The 16,911-nt window shown below is 69.2% G+C and carries 13 protein-coding genes; 2 read left to right on the top strand and 11 right to left on the bottom strand.

Going from position 1 to position 16,911, the window contains the following annotated elements; genetic code table 11:
- Window positions 1-37: 37 nt before the first annotated feature.
- Window positions 38-631 (top strand): ANTAR domain-containing response regulator, encoded by a 594-nt coding sequence (locus HGG74_RS16015; RefSeq protein WP_168487957.1) that lies wholly within the window; start codon window positions 38-40, stop codon window positions 629-631.
- 79 nt (window positions 632-710) lie between these two features.
- Here HGG74_RS16015 and pyk read toward each other — a convergent pair whose 3' ends face one another.
- The 11 genes from pyk to hisI all read right to left on the bottom strand — a co-directional run bounded on the left by pyk (window position 711) and on the right by hisI (window position 15,943).
- Complete coding sequence (gene pyk, locus HGG74_RS16020; RefSeq protein WP_168487958.1) at window positions 711-2,192, bottom strand: pyruvate kinase; 1,482 nt, start codon at window positions 2,190-2,192, stop codon at window positions 711-713.
- An 86-nt stretch (window positions 2,193-2,278) separates the two neighbouring features.
- Complete coding sequence (locus tag HGG74_RS16025; protein WP_168487959.1) at window positions 2,279-3,739, bottom strand: glutamate synthase subunit beta; 1,461 nt, start codon at window positions 3,737-3,739, stop codon at window positions 2,279-2,281.
- Window positions 3,732-8,363, bottom strand: a complete 4,632-nt coding sequence (gene gltB, locus HGG74_RS16030) for a glutamate synthase large subunit (protein ID WP_168487960.1) — start codon at window positions 8,361-8,363, stop codon at window positions 3,732-3,734. Before gltB ends, HGG74_RS16025 begins: the two co-directional genes overlap by 8 nt.
- Before the next feature lie 272 nt (window positions 8,364-8,635).
- The gene (gene lgt / locus HGG74_RS16035; protein WP_168487961.1) at window positions 8,636-9,775 is read right to left on the bottom strand and encodes a prolipoprotein diacylglyceryl transferase; all 1,140 of its coding nucleotides are present in this window, start codon (window positions 9,773-9,775) and stop codon (window positions 8,636-8,638) included.
- 44 nt (window positions 9,776-9,819) lie between these two features.
- Entirely contained in the window at window positions 9,820-10,635 is an 816-nt protein-coding gene (gene trpA, locus HGG74_RS16040; RefSeq protein ID WP_312856869.1) for a tryptophan synthase subunit alpha, read from the bottom strand.
- A complete protein-coding gene (gene trpB, locus HGG74_RS16045; protein ID WP_168487963.1) occupies window positions 10,632-11,957 on the bottom strand; it encodes a tryptophan synthase subunit beta in 1,326 nt (441 codons plus the stop codon). The genes trpA and trpB overlap by 4 nt, the downstream gene beginning before the upstream one ends.
- Before the next feature lie 152 nt (window positions 11,958-12,109).
- On the bottom strand, window positions 12,110-12,928 hold the full coding sequence (gene trpC / locus HGG74_RS16050; RefSeq protein ID WP_168487964.1) for an indole-3-glycerol phosphate synthase TrpC: 819 nt from the start codon (window positions 12,926-12,928) through the stop codon (window positions 12,110-12,112).
- A 2-nt stretch (window positions 12,929-12,930) separates the two neighbouring features.
- A complete protein-coding gene (locus tag HGG74_RS16055; RefSeq protein WP_168487965.1) occupies window positions 12,931-13,206 on the bottom strand; it encodes an HGxxPAAW family protein in 276 nt (91 codons plus the stop codon).
- A gap of 96 nt (window positions 13,207-13,302) precedes the next feature.
- Window positions 13,303-13,938, bottom strand: coding sequence for a Trp biosynthesis-associated membrane protein (locus tag HGG74_RS16060; RefSeq protein WP_168487967.1), 636 nt, complete (start codon window positions 13,936-13,938; stop codon window positions 13,303-13,305).
- Window positions 13,935-15,509, bottom strand: coding sequence for an anthranilate synthase component I (locus tag HGG74_RS16065; RefSeq protein WP_168487969.1), 1,575 nt, complete (start codon window positions 15,507-15,509; stop codon window positions 13,935-13,937). Before HGG74_RS16065 ends, HGG74_RS16060 begins: the two co-directional genes overlap by 4 nt.
- The gene (gene hisI / locus HGG74_RS16070) at window positions 15,509-15,943 is read right to left on the bottom strand and encodes a phosphoribosyl-AMP cyclohydrolase (protein WP_168487971.1); all 435 of its coding nucleotides are present in this window, start codon (window positions 15,941-15,943) and stop codon (window positions 15,509-15,511) included. The genes HGG74_RS16065 and hisI overlap by 1 nt, the downstream gene beginning before the upstream one ends.
- A 281-nt stretch (window positions 15,944-16,224) precedes the next feature.
- On the opposite strand from hisI, the gene HGG74_RS16075 reads away from it, so the two are divergent.
- The gene (locus tag HGG74_RS16075; RefSeq protein WP_168487973.1) at window positions 16,225-16,869 is read left to right on the top strand and encodes a TIGR03085 family metal-binding protein; all 645 of its coding nucleotides are present in this window, start codon (window positions 16,225-16,227) and stop codon (window positions 16,867-16,869) included.
- Window positions 16,870-16,911: the final 42 nt, after the last annotated feature.

Below are 16,911 nucleotides of genomic sequence, written 5' to 3' on the forward strand. Positions count from 1 at the left end.
GTAACACGGTTCAACCGATCGCCTTCAAGGAGCCGCCGTGTCCGAGCAAACAGAGTCCGCCCCCACACGCCGCGTTGTCGTCGCCGAAGACGAAACACTCATCCGCCTCGACATTGTCGAGATCCTGCGCGGGGAAGGATTTGATGTCGTCGCCGAGGCGGACAACGGCGAAAAGGCCGTCCAGCTGGCGCAGGAGCTCAAGCCCGACCTGGTCCTGATGGATGTCAAGATGCCGGTGATGGACGGCATCTCCGCCGCGGAGCAGATCGTCAAGGCCCGGATTGCCCCGGTGGTGCTGCTGACCGCCTTCAGCCAGAAGGAACTGGTGGAGCGCGCCCGGGACGCCGGCGCCATGGCCTACGTGGTCAAGCCCTTCACTCCGGCGGATCTGGTGCCTGCGATCGAGATCGCCCTCTCGCGGCACCAGGAGATCAAGGCGCTCGAAGCCGAGGTGTCGGATCTGCAGGAGCAGTTCACCACACGGAAGCTGGTGGACCGGGCCAAGAGCCTGCTGATGACCAAGATGGGCCTGACCGAGCCCGAGGCCTTCCGCTGGATCCAGAAGACGTCCATGGACCGCCGGCTGAGCATGCGCGAGGTCGCCGAGACCATCATCAACCAGGTCCACTAAGGACGCTCCCGGACACAAACGGAAGCGGCCGGCCGGTGCCCGAAGGCATCGGCCGGCCGCTTTTGTGCCCGCCCCAGGCTCAGGCGGGCGGGTTGGCCGGCCAGGGGCCGACCTTTTCGCGGCGGCGGGGCAGGTTCCCGCCGGCGTCGGCCAGGTCCCCGACGCGGTGGACCTTGACCATGTTGGTGGAGCCGACGACGCCGGGGGGCGATCCGGCGGCGATGACCACCAGGTCGTCGATTTCCACCAGGCCGGCGTCGAAAAGGACCTTGTCCACCTGGGCCGTCATCTGGTCGGTGTGCGAGGCGAAGTCCACCAGTATCGGCTGGATGCCCCAGATCAGCGCCATGAAGTTGCGGGTGGAGGCCAGCGGGGTGAACGCGAACATCGGCCTGACCGGGCGCAGCCGGGACAGCCGGCGGGCCGAGTCCCCGGACTGGGTGAAGGTGCAGATGTACCGCGCGTCCAGCTGATCGGCGATCTCCACCGCGGCCCGGGTGATCGCCCCGCCACGGGTGTGCGGACGCGAGCCTAGCGGCGGGACCCGCTCCAGGCCGTGCTGTTCGGTGGACTCGATGATCCTCGCCATGGTCTCCACGGTTTCCAGCGGGTAGGCCCCGATGCTGGTTTCCCCGGAGAGCATCACCGCGTCGGCCCCGTCGAGCACGGCGTTCGCGCAGTCCGAGGCCTCGGCCCTCGTCGGACGCGGGTTTTCGATCATCGACTCCAGGACCTGGGTGGCCACGATCACCGGCTTGGCCCAGCGCCGGGCCAGCTCGATGGCCCGCTTCTGCACCACCGGAACCTCCTCCAGCGGCAGCTCCACGCCCAGGTCCCCGCGGGCGACCATGATCGCATCGAACGCATCAATGATGTCGCTCAGGGACTCCACCGCCTGGGGCTTTTCGATCTTGGCAATCACCGGGATCCTGCGCCCGGCCTCGTCCATAATCTCGTGCACCCGCTTGACGTCTGCCGCATTGCGCACGAAGGACAGGGCGACCATGTCCACCCCGGCCGCCAGCGCCCAGCGCAGGTCCGCCTCGTCCTTGCCGCTCAGGGCCGGCACGTTCACCGCCGCTCCGGGCAGGTTGATCCCCTTGTTGTTGGACACGGTGCCGCCCACCATCACCTCGGTGACCACGCTTACCTCGTCGACGGCGACGGCGCGCAGGGCCACCTTGCCGTCATCGATCAGCAGCCGGTCCCCGGGCTTGACGTCCCCGGGCAGGCCCTTGTACGTGGTCGAGCAGACCTCCCTGGTACCGGGCACGTCCTCGACGGTGATCGTGAACCGGTCCCCCGCCGCCAGCTCTTGCGGGCCGTCGGCGAACCGGCCCAGCCGGATCTTCGGTCCCTGCAGGTCCGCGAAGATCCCCACCGGCCTGCCCAGCTCGGCCGCGGCCTTGCGCACGTTCTCGTAGGTTTCCTGGTGCATGCCGTGGTCGCCGTGGCTCATGTTCAGCCGCGCCACGTCAACTCCTGCCCTGAGCACCGCCAAGGTCATCTCGTAACTGGCAATGGCCGGCCCGAAGGTGGCCACAATCTTCGCACGCCTCATAATTCCCACCCTAGTTCACTTGCTGCCTACAGGAACGCCGGGGCAGGCAGGCGCCTGCCCCGGCGCTGGTTCCGGGTATTTCTCGGTTATGGCAGGACCGAAATGGCACGGTCCGTCGGGGCTACCGGTGCGGGCAGCCGGGTCGAACCGGTCAGCCACTCGTCCACCGCGGCCGCGCAGGCACGGCCCTCGGCAATCGCCCAGACAATCAGCGACTGGCCGCGCCCGGCGTCGCCGGCCACGAACACACCCTCGGTATTGGTCATGTAGGAGGCGTCCCGGCCCACGTTGCCGCGGGTGTCGAACTCGGCCTTGACCTGCTCGGTGATGCCCGCCGGCTCGGCGCCGGTAAAGCCCAGGGACAGGAAGACCAGGTCCGCCGGGATCTCCCGCTCGGTGCCGGGCTTGGGCAGACGCTTACCGTCCACGAACTCGGTCTCGGCGACCTTGAGCGCCTTGAGCACGCCGTTTTCGCCGACGAACTCGACGGTGGAGGCCAGGTAGGTCCGCTCACCGCCTTCTTCGTGGGCACTGGCCATCTCGAACAGGGTCGGGAAGGTGGGCCAGGGCTGGTGCGGAGCCCGTTCCGTCGGCGGCTGCTTGCCAATGGCCAGTGTGGTCACCGAGGCTGCCTGCTGCCGGTGGGCGGTGCCGATGCAGTCGGCACCGGTGTCACCGCCGCCGAGGATGACCACGTGCTTGCCGCGGGCGTCGATCTGGTGGGGCACCTGCTCCCCCGCCACCACCCGGTTGGCCTGGGTCAGATATTCCATCGCGAAATGCACGCCCTGCAGTTCCCGCCCCGGGATCGGCAGGTCCCGGGGCACGGTAGCCCCGGTGGCGATGATCACGGCGTCGTACCGGCGGCGCAGCTGGTCCCAGCTGACGTCCTTGCCCACCTCGATGCCGGTGCGGAAGCGCGTGCCCTCGGCGGACATCTGCTCCAGCCGGCGTTCCAGGTGCTCCTTCTCCATCTTGAAGTCCGGAATGCCGTAGCGCAGCAGGCCGCCCACCTTGTCGTCCCGCTCGTAGACGGCCACGGTGTGGCCGGCACGGGTGAGCTGCTGGGCCGCGGCCAGGCCGGCGGGGCCGGAACCGACGACGGCGATGGTCTGGCCGGTGAGCCGTTCGGGAGCGTGCGGGGTGACCCAGCCATTCTCGAAGGCCTGGTCCGCGATCGACACCTCGACCTGCTTGATGGTCACCGCCGGCTGGTTGATGCCCAGCACGCAGGAGGCCTCGCACGGAGCCGGGCACAGCCTGCCGGTGAACTCCGGAAAGTTGTTCGTCGCATGCAGGCGCTCGATCGCTTCCTGGTCCTTGCCGCGCCAGAGCAGGTCGTTCCATTCCGGAATCAGGTTGCCCAGCGGGCAGCCCTGGTGGCAGAACGGGATGCCGCAGTCCATGCAGCGGCCGGCCTGGCTCTTCAGGGTGCCTTTCTCCTGCGCCTCATAGACTTCCTTCCAGTCCATGATGCGCACCGGCACGGGGCGCCGCGGCTGGGTTTCCCGCTGGCGTACCTTCAAAAATCCGCGTGGGTCAGCCACCGGTAACCTCCAAAATCCGCTTCCAGACGACGTCGCCGTCGGGGTCCAGGCCCTGGCTTTCGGCATCCGCCCGGGCCTGCAGCACGGCCGCGTAGTCCCGCGGCAGCACCTTGGTTATGCGCGACAGGGTGCCGCTGATGTCCTGCAGCAGGTCTGCTGCCAGTTGCGAGCCGGTTTCCTCCGCGTGCTTCTTCAGCAGCGAGGCGACGAGTTCGCCGTCCTCCGCGTCCGGAGCCAGGAGCATCAGCTCCCCGGAATCCAGGCTCTGCTTGTTCAGCCGCGTGCGGTCCAGGTCCAGCACGTAGGCGATGCCGCCGGACATGCCGGCACCGAAGTTGCGGCCGGTGCGGCCCAGGACCAGGGCCAGGCCGCCGGTCATGTACTCGCACCCGTGGTCGCCGATGCCTTCGACGACGGCGGTGGCACCGGAGTTGCGGACCAGGAAGCGTTCGCCGACCTGGCCGCGCAGGAACATTTCGCCGCTGGTGGCGCCGTAGCCGATGACGTTGCCGGCGATCACGTTGCGTTCGGAGACGAAGGCGTTGGCCCGGTCCTGGCGGACGATGATCCGCCCGCCGGAGAGGCCCTTGCCCACATAGTCGTTCGAGTCGCCGTACAGCCGCAGGGTGATGCCCGCAGGCAGGAACGCGCCCAGGGACTGTCCGGCCTGGCCGTACAGCGTCACGTCGATCGTGTCGTCAGCGAGCGTATCGAGCCCGAAGCGCTTGGTCACCTCATGGCCGAGCATCGTGCCGACGGACCGGTCGGTGTTCACCACGTCCAGGCTGATCCGCACCGGCTGCCGGGAGCTGAGCGCCTCGGCGCTCATGGCAATCAGCTGGTTGTCGAAGTGCTTGTCCAGCTCGTGGTTCTGCCCGGTGGTGTTGCGCAGCGCGGAATGCCCGTCGAGTTCATAGCCGTTCAGGATCGGTTCCAGGTCCAGCCCCGAGGCCTTCCAGTGGTCAACCGCTTCGCGGGTATCCAGCAGTTCCGAGTGCCCGATCGCCTCGTCCAGGGTACGGAAGCCCAGCTCGGCGAGGATCTCGCGGACCTCTTCGGCCACGAACTCGAAGAAGTTGACCACGAATTCGGGCTTTCCGGTGAACCGGGAGCGCAGCTCCGGGTTCTGCGTGGCCACGCCCACCGGGCAGGTGTCCAGGTGGCACACGCGCATCATGATGCAGCCGGAGACCACCAGCGGGGCGGTGGCGAAGCCGAATTCCTCGCCGCCCAGCAGCGCGGCGATCACGACGTCGCGGCCGGTCTTGAGCTGGCCGTCCACCTGCACCACCACGCGGTCGCGCAGGCCGTTGAGCATCAGCGTCTGCTGGGTCTCGGCCAGGCCGAGTTCCCAGGGCGCGCCGGCGTGCTTGAGCGAGTTCAGCGGAGAGGCACCGGTGCCGCCGTCGTGCCCGGACACCAGCACGACGTCGGCCTTGGCCTTGGTCACCCCGGCCGCCACCGTGCCGATGCCGACTTCCGACACCAGCTTCACGTGCACCCGGGCCGCGGGGTTCGAGCGCTTGAGGTCGTAGATCAGCTGCGCCAGGTCCTCGATCGAGTAGATGTCATGGTGCGGCGGCGGGGAGATCAGCCCCACACCGGGCGTGGAGTGCCGGGTCCGGGCCACCCACGGGTAGACCTTCTGGCTCATCAGCTGGCCGCCCTCGCCGGGCTTGGCGCCCTGGGCCATCTTGATCTGGATGTCGTCGGCGTGGGTCAGGTACAGGCTGGTCACGCCGAAGCGGCCGGACGCCACCTGCTTGATCGCCGAGCGGCGCTCCGGATCCAGCAGCCGGTCGGGGTCCTCGCCGCCCTCGCCGGTGTTGGACTTGGCGCCCAGCCGGTTCATGGCGATGGCCAGGGTCTCGTGCGCCTCCTTGGAGATCGAGCCGTAGCTCATCGCGCCGGTGGAGAACCGCTTGACGATGCTCGAGACCGGCTCCACTTCCTCCAGCGGCACCGCCGGACGCTCCCCGGTCTTGAACTTCAGCAGCCCGCGCAGGGTCATCAGGTCCTTGGACTGGTCGTCCACGCCCTGGGTGTACGCCTTGAACACGTCGTAGCGGCGCTCCCGGGTGGAGTGCTGCAGCCGGAAGACGGTCTCCGGGTTGAACAGGTGCGGCGGGCCCTCGCGGCGCCACTGGTACTCGCCGCCGGTTTCCAGGCTGCGGTGGGGGTCGTCGATGCCGTCGCCCGGGTAGGCCTGGGCGTGCCGGGCCGCGGTCTCCGCCGCGATCACGTCCAGGCCGACGCCGCCGAGCTGGGACTGGGTGCCGGCGAAGTACTGGTCGACCAGGTCCTGGGACAGGCCCAGGGCCTCGAAGGTCTGGGCGCCGCAATAGGAGGCGACGGTGGAGATGCCCATCTTGGACATGATCTTCAGCACGCCCTTGCCCAGGCCCTTGATCAGGTTGTAGACCGCTTCCTCCGCGGTCACACCGTGGATGTCCCCGTTGCGGACCAGTTCCTCGCAGCTTTCCATCGCCAGGTAGGGGTTGACGGCGGAGGCGCCGTAGCCGATCAGCACGGCCACGTGGTGCACTTCGCGCACGTCGCCGGCCTCGACCAGCAGCGAGATCTTGGTGCGGTTGGCGCTCTTGAGCAGGTGGTGGTGCACCGCGCTGGTGAGCAGCAGGGACGGGATCGGCGCCCACTGGGCGTTCGAATCCCGGTCGGAGAGGATGATGAACTGCACGCCGCGGTTGACCGCTGCCGAGACCTTCTCGCAGATCTCCTGCAGGCGCGCGCGCAGTTCGGCCTCGCCGCCCTCGGGACGGTACAGGCCGCGGACCTTGAGCGTGGCCCGCGTGCCTTCCTCGGTCTCCAGCGCGGCGATCTTGGCCAGTTCGTCGTTGTTGATCACCGGGAACTTCAACGCCACCTGCTTGGTGCGCACCGGGCCGGTGGCAAGCAGGTTCCCGTCCGGTCCGATGGAGGAACGCAGCGAGGTCACCAGTTCCTCGCGGATCGCATCCAGCGGCGGGTTGGTCACCTGCGCGAAGGACTGCACGAAGTAGTCGAAGAGCAGGCGCGGGCGCTTGGACAGCACGGCGATCGGGGTGTCGGTGCCCATGGCACCGAGCGGTTCGGCGCCGGTGCGGGCCATCGGGCCGAGCAGGATGCGCAGTTCCTCCTGGGTGTAGCCGAAGGTGCGCTGGCGGCGGTTGACCGAAGCGGTGGTGTGGACCACGTGCTCGCGCTCGGGCAGGTCCTCCAGCCGGATCATGTTGTCCTTGAGCCATTCGCCCCACGGGTTGGCGGTGGCGATTTCGGCCTTGATCTCCTGGTCCTCGATCAGCCGGCCGGCCTCGGTGTCCACCAGGAACATCTTGCCCGGGGACACCCGGCCCTTGCGGACCACGCGTTCGGGCTCGATGTCCACGACGCCGACCTCGGAGGCCAGGACCACCAGGCCGTCCTCGGTGACCCAGTAGCGGGCCGGGCGCAGGCCGTTGCGGTCCAGCACGGCCCCGACCAGCTTGCCGTCGGTGAAGGACACCGCTGCGGGTCCGTCCCACGGTTCCATCAGCATCGAGTGGTACTGGTAGAAGGCCCGCCGCTCCGGATCCATGGTGGCGTGGTTCTCCCAGGCCTCCGGGATCATCATCATGATCGCGTGCGTGATCGGCCGGCCGGAGAGCATCAGCAGCTCGGCCACCTCGTCGAAGGACGCCGAGTCCGAGGCACCCGGGGTGCAGATCGGGTAGAGCTCCTCCGGGGTCTCGCCCAGCAGCGGATTGCTCAGCTGCGACTGCCGGGCGCGCATCCAGTTGCGGTTGCCCTTGACCGTGTTGATTTCGCCGTTGTGGGCGATGGTGCGGAACGGCTGGGCCAGCGGCCAGGACGGGAACGTGTTGGTGGAAAAGCGCGAGTGGACGATGCCGAGCTTGGTCTTGAAGCGGCTGTCCGACAGGTCGGGGTAGAACGGCTCGAGCTGGGCCGTGGTGAGCATGCCCTTGTAGACGATGGTCTGGGAGGACAGCGAGGGGAAGTAGACGCCGAACTTGTTCTGGGCGCGCTTGCGGACGCGGAAGACCCGGGCGTCCAGGTCCTGCAGCGATCCCCCGGCCTCCGGGTCCACGCCGAGGAAGACCTGCACAAAGTGCGGCATGCAGGCACGCGCCATGGCGCCGACCAGTTCGGCCACCACGGGCACTTCGCGCCAGCCCAGGACCTTCAGTCCTTCGGACGTGGCCAGCGACTCGATGCCTTCCCTGGCCACAGCGGCCTCGGCGTCCTCGCTGGGCAGGAACGCCGTTCCCACGGCGTATTCGCCGGCCGGAGGCAGCTCGAAGCCGGCCACGGCGCGGAAGAACTCATCCGGAATCTGCGTCAGCAGGCCGGCGCCGTCGCCGGTGCCTTCGTCGGCACCGACGGCACCGCGGTGCTCGAGGTTGCGCAGGGCCGTCAGGGCCGCGTCGACGATGTCGTGTCCCGGCTCCCCGCGGAGGGTGGCGACGACGGCGAGGCCGCACGCGTCCTTTTCATTGGCCGGATCGTACAGGCCGCTCTGCTGCGGGTAGGCAGCGAACCGGGTAAAGGGCGAGACCGGCCCGGCTGTGCCCTCACCGCCGCTGCCGTGCCGGCGCGGAGTGCTGGATCCAGTGAATGGAGGAGTCATGTCGGATTGTCCTTCTCCCGTAATCGAACTTGAGAAGGGGACAACGCTGGCCCCGGGACACACGGCCGGCATGGGACAGGCCCGCCATGTACTGGTAAAGGAATTTTATGGCATAGCTCTCGGTGTGCAGCATTTTTGGTGCACTGGATCTGGCTGCCTACGCTATATAGCTCCCTCGCCGCCGGCAGGGCCCTCACATGGTGCGTGGATCCGTTGCCGGGGCATCCACGTCTATGTGGCAAATAGCCGGAGGCGGGTGGTGACCCGCCGGACTATTTCTTCTCGTCCTCCGTGCGGCCGCGCCGCCCGCCATCGAGGCGGGTTTCGCTGCCACCGGAGCCGGAGCCGTTGTCCGCCTCCGAAGAAGTATCAGCGAGATTAGCACGGCGTGTTCCCGATGACACAGCCGGCACCGCATTTTTCCCGGAGATTTCGGAATTGTTAACTGTTCCGCCGGCACCGGACCCGTCGACGCTGCGGCCGGAGGCCGTTTCGGCGCCGCCCTTCGGGGCGGTTCCGGCACCGGCTGCAGCCGCCTCCGGCGCCCGGCCCTCCAGGTAGAGCGACTCATCGGCTTCGGTGCGCGGGCGCCGGGCCAGCAGCACGAAGATGACGACCGATACCGCGAACAGCAGCAGGCTGGTCCAGACATTCAGCCGCGCGGTCACGCCGAAGAGGGAGACCATTTCGGCGTCGTCGATCCGCAGCATTTCGATCCAGACCCGGCCCAGGGTGTAGATCGCCACGTAGAGCCAGAACAGCAGTCCGCGGCGGAACCTGAAACGCTTGTCCAGGGCCAGCAGCAGGGCCACGCCGGCGAGGTTCCACAGCGACTCGTACAGGAAGGTGGGGTGGAACAGCGTGTCCGGGGCCATGCCCGGCGGGAAGTTCGGGTTGCCCGGATCGATCTGCAGGCCCCAGGGCAGCGTGGTGGGCGCGCCGAAAAGCTCCTGGTTGAACCAGTTGCCCCAGCGGCCGATCGCCTGGGCCAGCAGCACGCCGGGCGCGGCCACGTCCATGAACGCGCTCAGTTTCAGCCCCGCCCGCCGGCAGCCGATCCAGGCGCCGACCAGGCCGAGCGCCACCGCACCCCAGATGCCCAGGCCGCCGCGCCAGACCTGCGGGATCAGTCCCAGATCCCCGTTGGGGCCGAAATACGCGTCCGGCGAGGACACGACGTGGTAGAGCCGCCCGCCGATAATCCCGAACGGAATGGCCCAGATCGCGATGTCCCACACCGCACCTTCCGGGCCGGAGCGGGCCTTCCAGCGCCGGTCGGTCAGCCACAGGGCCGCTGCGATGCCGGCCAGGATGCACAGGGCGTAGGCGTGGATGGTCACCGGCCCGATGGTGAATCCGGACCATCCCGGACTGGGGATGGCGGCAGGAACTGCTGCGGCAAGGCTGTTCATGGCGGTAGTCCTTCGGTCGGTCCTCGATGGTGCGGTGCGGGCTGCTAGGCGCCGGTCCGGGACCGGGGGGTGCCGCTGCTCAGCTCCGCGGCGAGCCGGCCGACGGCGTCGACACCCTGCGATCCGAGCGCTGCAACCAGTGCGGTGCCCACGATCGCGCCTTCGGCGTACTCGCCGATCTCGCGCACATGCTCGGCCTTGGAGACTCCCAGGCCGACGCAGACGCGTTCGGCGCCGGCGGCGTGGGCTGCCTCGACCACCCGCTGGGCCGCGTCGCTGACATTCGCCCGGGCGCCGGTGACGCCCATGAGCGAGACCGCGTAGACAAAGCCGCGGCTGGCCTTGACTGTCATCGCCATGCGTTCCGGGGACGTGGACGGAGCCACGAGGAATACCCGGTCCAGTCCGTATTTGTCCGAGGCCTCGAACCACTCGGCGGCCTCGTCCGGGATCAGGTCCGGGGTGATCAGCCCGGCTCCCCCGGCCTCGGCCAGGCGGCGGGAGAATTCGTCCACGCCCATGCGCATCACCGGGTTCCAGTAGGTCATCACCAGCACCGCGGCGTCGCAGCGGGCCGTGATCCCGGCCACGATGTCGAAGACCTGGCGCACGCGGAACCCGTTCTGCAGCGCCTGCACGGTCGCGGCCTGGATGACCTGGCCGTCCATGACGGGGTCCGAGTACGGAATGCCGATTTCGATGACGTCGACCCCGTTCTCGGCGAGCGCGACGGCGGCGTCGATGGTGGTCTGCACGTCCGGGAAACCGGCCGGCAGGTAGCCGACCAGCGCGGTGCGTCCGTCGGCCAGGGCGCGGTCGATGGCGGCGGCGGTCTTGCTGATGATGGCGGTGGTGCTCACAGTTGTTCTCCTTCGGCGCCGATCTCCGCTTCCGGAGTGTCCTTTTCGAGCAGGTTGAACCATTCGGCTGCGGTGGCCACGTCCTTGTCCCCGCGGCCGGACAGGCTCACCACGATGATGACGTCCTGGGGGTTCTTCCGGCCCTCGGTCAGCCGCTTGCCGACCCGCAGCGCGCCGGCCAGGGCGTGCGAGGACTCGATTGCGGGGATGATGCCTTCGGTGCGGCACAGGAGGCGGAAGGCGTCCATGGCTTCGCTGTCCGTGACCGGCTCGTAGCTGGCCCGGCCGATGTCCGCCAGGTACGCGTGCTCGGGCCCGACGCCGGGGTAGTCCAGTCCTGCAGAAATCGAGTGCGATTCGATGGTCTGGCCGTCCTCGTCCTGCATCAGGTAGGACCGGGCTCCGTGCAGCACGCCTGGACGCCCCAGGGTGATCGTGGCGGCGTGCCGGCCGCTCTCGACGCCCTCGCCGCCGGCCTCGAAGCCGTAGAGCTGCACCGAGCGGTCGTCCAGGAAGCCGTGGAAGATGCCGATGGCGTTGGAACCGCCGCCGATGCAGGCGCAGACGGCGTCGGGCAGCCTGCCGGTCTGTTCCAGGATCTGGGCGCGGGCTTCCTCGCCGATGACTTCGTGGAAGTAGCGGACCATGGCCGGGAACGGGTGTGCGCCGGCGGCGGTGCCCAGCAGGTAGTGGGTATTGTGCACATTGGCCACCCAGTCACGCAGGGCTTCGTTGATGGCGTCCTTGAGCGTCTGCGACCCGGCTGTCACCGGGACCACGGTGGCGCCCAGCAGTTCCATCCGGGCCACGTTCAGCGCCTGCCGGCGGCAGTCCTCGGCTCCCATGTAGACCACGCACTCCAGGCCCAGCAGGGCCGCGGCGGTGGCGCTGGCGACGCCGTGCTGGCCGGCTCCGGTTTCGGCGATCAGGCGGGTCTTGCCCATCCGCTGGGCCAGCAGCGCCTGGCCCAGCACGTTGTTGATCTTGTGCGAGCCGGTGTGGTTCAGGTCCTCGCGCTTGAGGAAGATCCGCGCTCCCCCGGCATGTGCGGCGAAGCGCTTGGCCTCGGTGAGCAGCGAGGGCCGGCCGGAGTAGTTCCGGTTCAGCTCGGCGACGCGGCCGGTGAATTCCGGGTCGGCCTTGGCCTTGTCGAAGGTGTCCGCCAGCTCGTCGAGGGCGGCGATCAGGGATTCGGGCATCCAGCGGCCGCCGTAGTTGCCGAAGTACGGCCCGGGCGCATGGCGCAGGGTGCCGCCGGCGGCGAGGAAGGCGTCGGCGGTATCCGGCAGCGTGCCGGAGGGCTTGTCAGGGCTCTGGGTCATGGCCGTTCCTGTCTTTCCTTACCGGGACCGGCGGCCGCCCTGTCCAGGACATGCCCGCCGTCCCCTTGAATTCGATAGCTTCACCAGCTGCCCGTCCGGCGGGCAGCTGCTTGTCCGGTCGGCTGCTGCCGGTGCCGGACCGGCCGGATGCCTCAGGCCTGGGCGGCGATGGCGGCGGCGCCGGCTGCGCGGAATGTCGCAATGGCTTCCGTAGGGTCGCTGCCCTTGACCAGTGCCTCGCCCACCAGTACGGCGTGGGCGCCGTGGGCCGCGTAGTGTTCGACGTCGGCGGCGTCCCGGACGCCGGACTCGGCCACCACCACGGCGCCGGCGGGGATCCTGCCGGCCAGGGCGGCGAAGATGGAGCGGTCCACGTCCAGGGTCTTCAGGTTGCGTACGTTGACCCCGATGATGCGGGCGCCGGCGGCCACGGCCCGGTCGATCTCCTCGGAGGTGTGCGTCTCCACCAGGGCGTTCATGCCCAGCTCATGGGTCAGCGCCAGGAAGCTGCGCAGCTGCACGTCGTCCAGCGCCGCCACAATGAGCAGGACCAGGTCCGCGCCGTGGGCGCGCGCTTCCCAGATCTGGTACTCGTCGACGGTGAAGTCCTTGCGCAGCAGCGGAATGCCGACGGCGGCGCGCACGGCGTCGAAGTCCGCCAGCGAACCGTTGAAGCGCCGCTGCTCGGTCAGCACGCTGATCACGGCTGCGCCGCCGCGCTCGTAGCGGACCGCCAGCTCGGCAGGATCGGCGATGTCGGCCAAGGCACCCTTGGACGGGCTCTTGCGCTTGACCTCGGCGATGACCTCCAGCTGCGCCCGGGCGGGATCGGCACCGCCGAGGGCGGCATGCGCGTCCCGCGGCGCCGGCGCCTGGGCGGCAAGCTGCTTAAGTTCGGCCAGCGGCACCTGGGCCTGGCGCGCCTGAAGGTCCTCGCGTACCCCGGCGATGATCTCGTCGAGAACCGTCACTCTCAGTGCCCGCGATTCTTCAGCTTGCTGCCGCCCACGCCATATCCGGCCTTCTTCATGATCCCGCCCACGATCAGGCCGACCACCATGACGGCGATGGAAATCCAGAAGACCAGGTGGCTGGCGATAATGAAGCCTATGGCGGCGGCGACGGCCCCGACCAACATGATCAGCACGCAGGTCCAGGCCGCCGGGCTGTTGCCGTGGCCGATGGGCTCGGCGTGGATGTCCACGACGCCCTCGTCCTGCTGTGCCTGGCTGGTGGCGGTGTTGGCCATGGTAAATCTCCCTCGAGTACGTTGCTTGTCTTTATTCTGCCATTGTTTGGGACAGGCTCCGGCCACCGCGGTCCCGTGCCGCCGGTGCCCGCCGCTTTAGTCGGTGGGGTCCTTGCCCCGGCTCAGCTGATCCCAGCTGTCGATCTCGTCCACCGGTCCGGTCCGGTCCGCCGGGCTGCCGTCGGCCTTCCGCGGCCCGGTCCCGGCGCGCGGGGACGCGCCGTACTTCCGCGCTGCCGGCCAGTACCGTCCGGCGGCCAGGATCCACGCCCCGCACAGCATCATCAGGACTCCGGCCACCGCCGCCAGGGACGGGAAGACGGTGAGCTCGATGGCCGCGTCCCCGCCGGTCATGCCCGTGGCCTTGCCGACCGCGGCCGAAGCCGCCGCGGCGGGATCGGCCAGCATGCCGGCGCTGGTCCAGGCGATGCCAAGTCCGGCCAGGGCCAACAGCACGGCCGTCACCACCCGGGCCACCCGGCCGGCAATCGAGCTGGCCAGCGCCGCGGCCACGCCCACCAGCGCAAACGCCGTGACCGAGGTGGCCGCATCGCTGCCGGCCACGCTCAGGTCCGGGGTCTGCACCCCGCCCTGGGGCAGCCTCACGTACAGCCAGGTCTGCGTGGTGGTGGCGAAGGCCGCCAGCGGGACCAGCACGGAGGCCAGTACGACGGTACCCTTGCGCCGCCAGGCCGGAGCACGCTTTGGGTGCCCGGTCGCTGAGGAACTCACGGGGCCGGTTCCTGGACGGCCAGGACCGCCGGGTCGGCTGGCTGCAGCCGGGCGGCCAGCGCGACGGCGCGCAGCGGGGCTGCCGCCTTGTTCACCGTCTCCAGCGCCTCGGCGTCCAGCTGCGAGTCGGCGACAATGCCGCCGCCGGACTGCACGTAGGCCTTGCCGTTGCGCAGCAGGGCCGAACGGATCGCGATCGCCATGTCCATGTCCCCGGCGAAGTCCAGGTAGCCGACCACGCCGCCGTAGATCCCCCGGCGGTGCGGTTCAAGTTCGTCCAGCAGCCGCAGGGCACGGGGCTTGGGCGCTCCCGAGAGCGTGCCGGCAGGGAAGGTCGCGGCCAGCACATCGTAGGCAGTCTTGTCCGGGGAGAGCCGGCCCACCACGGTGGAGACCAGGTGCATGATGTGACTGAACTTCTCCACCTCCATGAACTGGGTGACGTCCACCGTGCCCGGGTCGCAGACCTTGGAAATGTCATTGCGGGCCAGATCCACGAGCATCAGGTGTTCGGCCCGTTCCTTCTGGTCCGCCAGCAGTTCCTCCGCCAGCTCGCGGTCCTGCTCGACCGTGCGTCCGCGCGGCCGGGAGCCGGCGATCGGATGGGTGACCACTTCGTCGCCGGTGACGGTGACCAGGGCCTCGGGCGAGGAACCCACGATCGAATAGCCGTTGCCGTCGGCGTCCTCGAAGCTGAACAGGTACATGTACGGGCTCGGATTCAGGTTCCGCAGCACCCGGTAGACGTCCAGGGCCGGGGCCGCGCAGTCCATCTCGAAGCGCCGGGAGATGACCACCTGGAACACCTCGCCGTCCACAATGGCTTCCTTGCCGCGCTCCACGGCGGCCTTGTAGCGGTCCTCGGCCCACCGGTGGGTGACCTCGGCCATCAGCCCCGCGGTGTCCATGGGCTCTCCGGTGAGTACCGAGACCTGCTGTGCCAGCGGGGCTGTCAGTTCGCCCAGCATCCGCTGGATCCGCCGGACGGCATCCTGCCAGGCCTCGTCCACGCGTTCGTCGCTGCCGTCGAAATTGATGGCATTGGCGATCAGCGTCACGCTGCCTTCGGCATTGTCGTGCACGGCCAGGTCGGTGACCAGGCACATGGCCAGCTCGGGCAGGTCCAGGTCGTCCTCGGGCGGGCTGGTGAGCCGCTCCCAGTGCCGCACGGCCTCCCAGCCGACAAAGCCCACCAGGCCCGAGGTGAGCGGCGGCAGGCCCTCGAACCGCTCCGTCTGCAGGGCCTCCACCGTGGCGCGCAGCGCCTCCACCGGGTTGCCGTCCAGCGGCAGCCCGGCCGGCGGTTCGCCCAGCCAGTGCGCCTGGCCGTCCCGGGTGGTGAGCACGGCGCGCGAGTGCGTACCGATGAAGGAATAGCGCGACCAGACCCCGCCCACCGCTGCGGACTCGAGCAGGAAGGTGCCCGGCTGCCCGCCGCCCAGCTTGCGGTAGAGCGAAATCGGCGTCAGGTCGTCGGCGAGGACCTTCACCGTCACCGGAACCACGCGGTGGCCGGCCGCCAGCGCGCGGAACTCCTCGAGCGTGGGGCTGATGACCCCGAATTCCTGCATCAGCGCACCCCCTCGGCTCCGGGTGCCGGCGCGCCGGAGCCAATGACGGCGTCGAGCCGGCGGTCGTCGAAGCAGGTGCGGGTGCCGGTGTGGCAGGCGGCGCCGACCTGGTCAACCTTGACCAGCAGGGCATCGCCGTCGCAGTCCAGCGACACGGACTTGACCCACTGCACGTGGCCGGACGTATCCCCCTTGCGCCAGTACTCCTGGCGGGACCGGGAGTAATAGGTGGCGCGGCCGGTGGTCAGCGTGCGGTGAAGGGCCTCGTCGTCCATCCAGCCGAGCATGAGCACCTCGTCGGTATCATGCTGCTGGACGATCGCCGCCACCAGGCCGGCAGGGTCGCGCTTGAGCCGCGCGGCTACCTCGGCCGGCAGCGCGGTGGAACCGGCGGCTGCGGGCATGGTTTTCTGGGGATCAGTTTGGGAGGACATCCCTACCAGTCTATCTGTCGAGGGACCCGCCGTGAGCGAAGCGAGCGGCGGGAGACAGATGGACGCTACAGGAGTGACGCCCCCGTCATAGCGACTTCGTCGCCACGACGGGCCCCTCGCGTCCCTCCCTTGTCGAGGGACCCGCCGTGAGCGAAGCGAGCTAAGGGAGCGGCCAGGGGTCCCCGCACGCGGAGCGTGTGGGGCAGGCGGCGAACGGGGAGACAGATGGACGCTACGGGAGTGACGCCGTGCGGCGGCGCTTCATGCTAGGTTCAGCATTGATGCATTTCGTAGACCCGTCCCGCGAAGTCCTGGCCGAAACGCTGCTGGCGGCCGGCCCGGGATCCCCCACGCTGTGCGCCGGCTGGCAGACCGAGGAGCTCGCAGCTCATCTCTACCTGCGCGAGCACCGGCCCGTGGTGGCCCTGGGCAACGTGGTCAAGCCGCTGGCCGGAGTTTCCGACCGTGCCGTCCGGAAACTGGCGAGCAAGTCGCGCGCCGCCGACACCTACGCGGCCTTGGTCCGGGCCTTCCTGGCCGGTCCGCCCAGGCTCAGCCCCCTGCACTTGAAGCCGGTCGCCAAGGCGGCGAACCTGATCGAGTACTTCGTCCACACCGAGGACGTGCGCCGTGCCTCTTCGCGCTGGGCGCCGCGCGCCCTGGACGGGAACTACTCGGAGGCCTTGTGGAACGAACTGGTCAAGCGGGCGGCGTTCCTGTACCGCGGCGTCGACCTGGGGATCATCCTGGTCCGGCCGGACGGGCCGCGGCATGTGGCCAAGCGCGCGCCCGTCTCGGTGGCAATCGTCGGCGAGCCCGGCGAACTGCTGATGCACGCCCACGGCCGGACCCGGCACGCCCTCGTCACCTATGAGGGCCAGCCGGATGCCGTCGCCCTGCTCGAAAGTGCCGAAATCGGGCTGTAGGGACCAGCCTGCCCGGGGCCTGGGGCCGACCGTGAGGGACGC

It is taken from the genome of Arthrobacter mobilis (assembly GCF_012395835.1).
GTDB classification, from domain to species: domain Bacteria; phylum Actinomycetota; class Actinomycetes; order Actinomycetales; family Micrococcaceae; genus Crystallibacter; species Crystallibacter mobilis.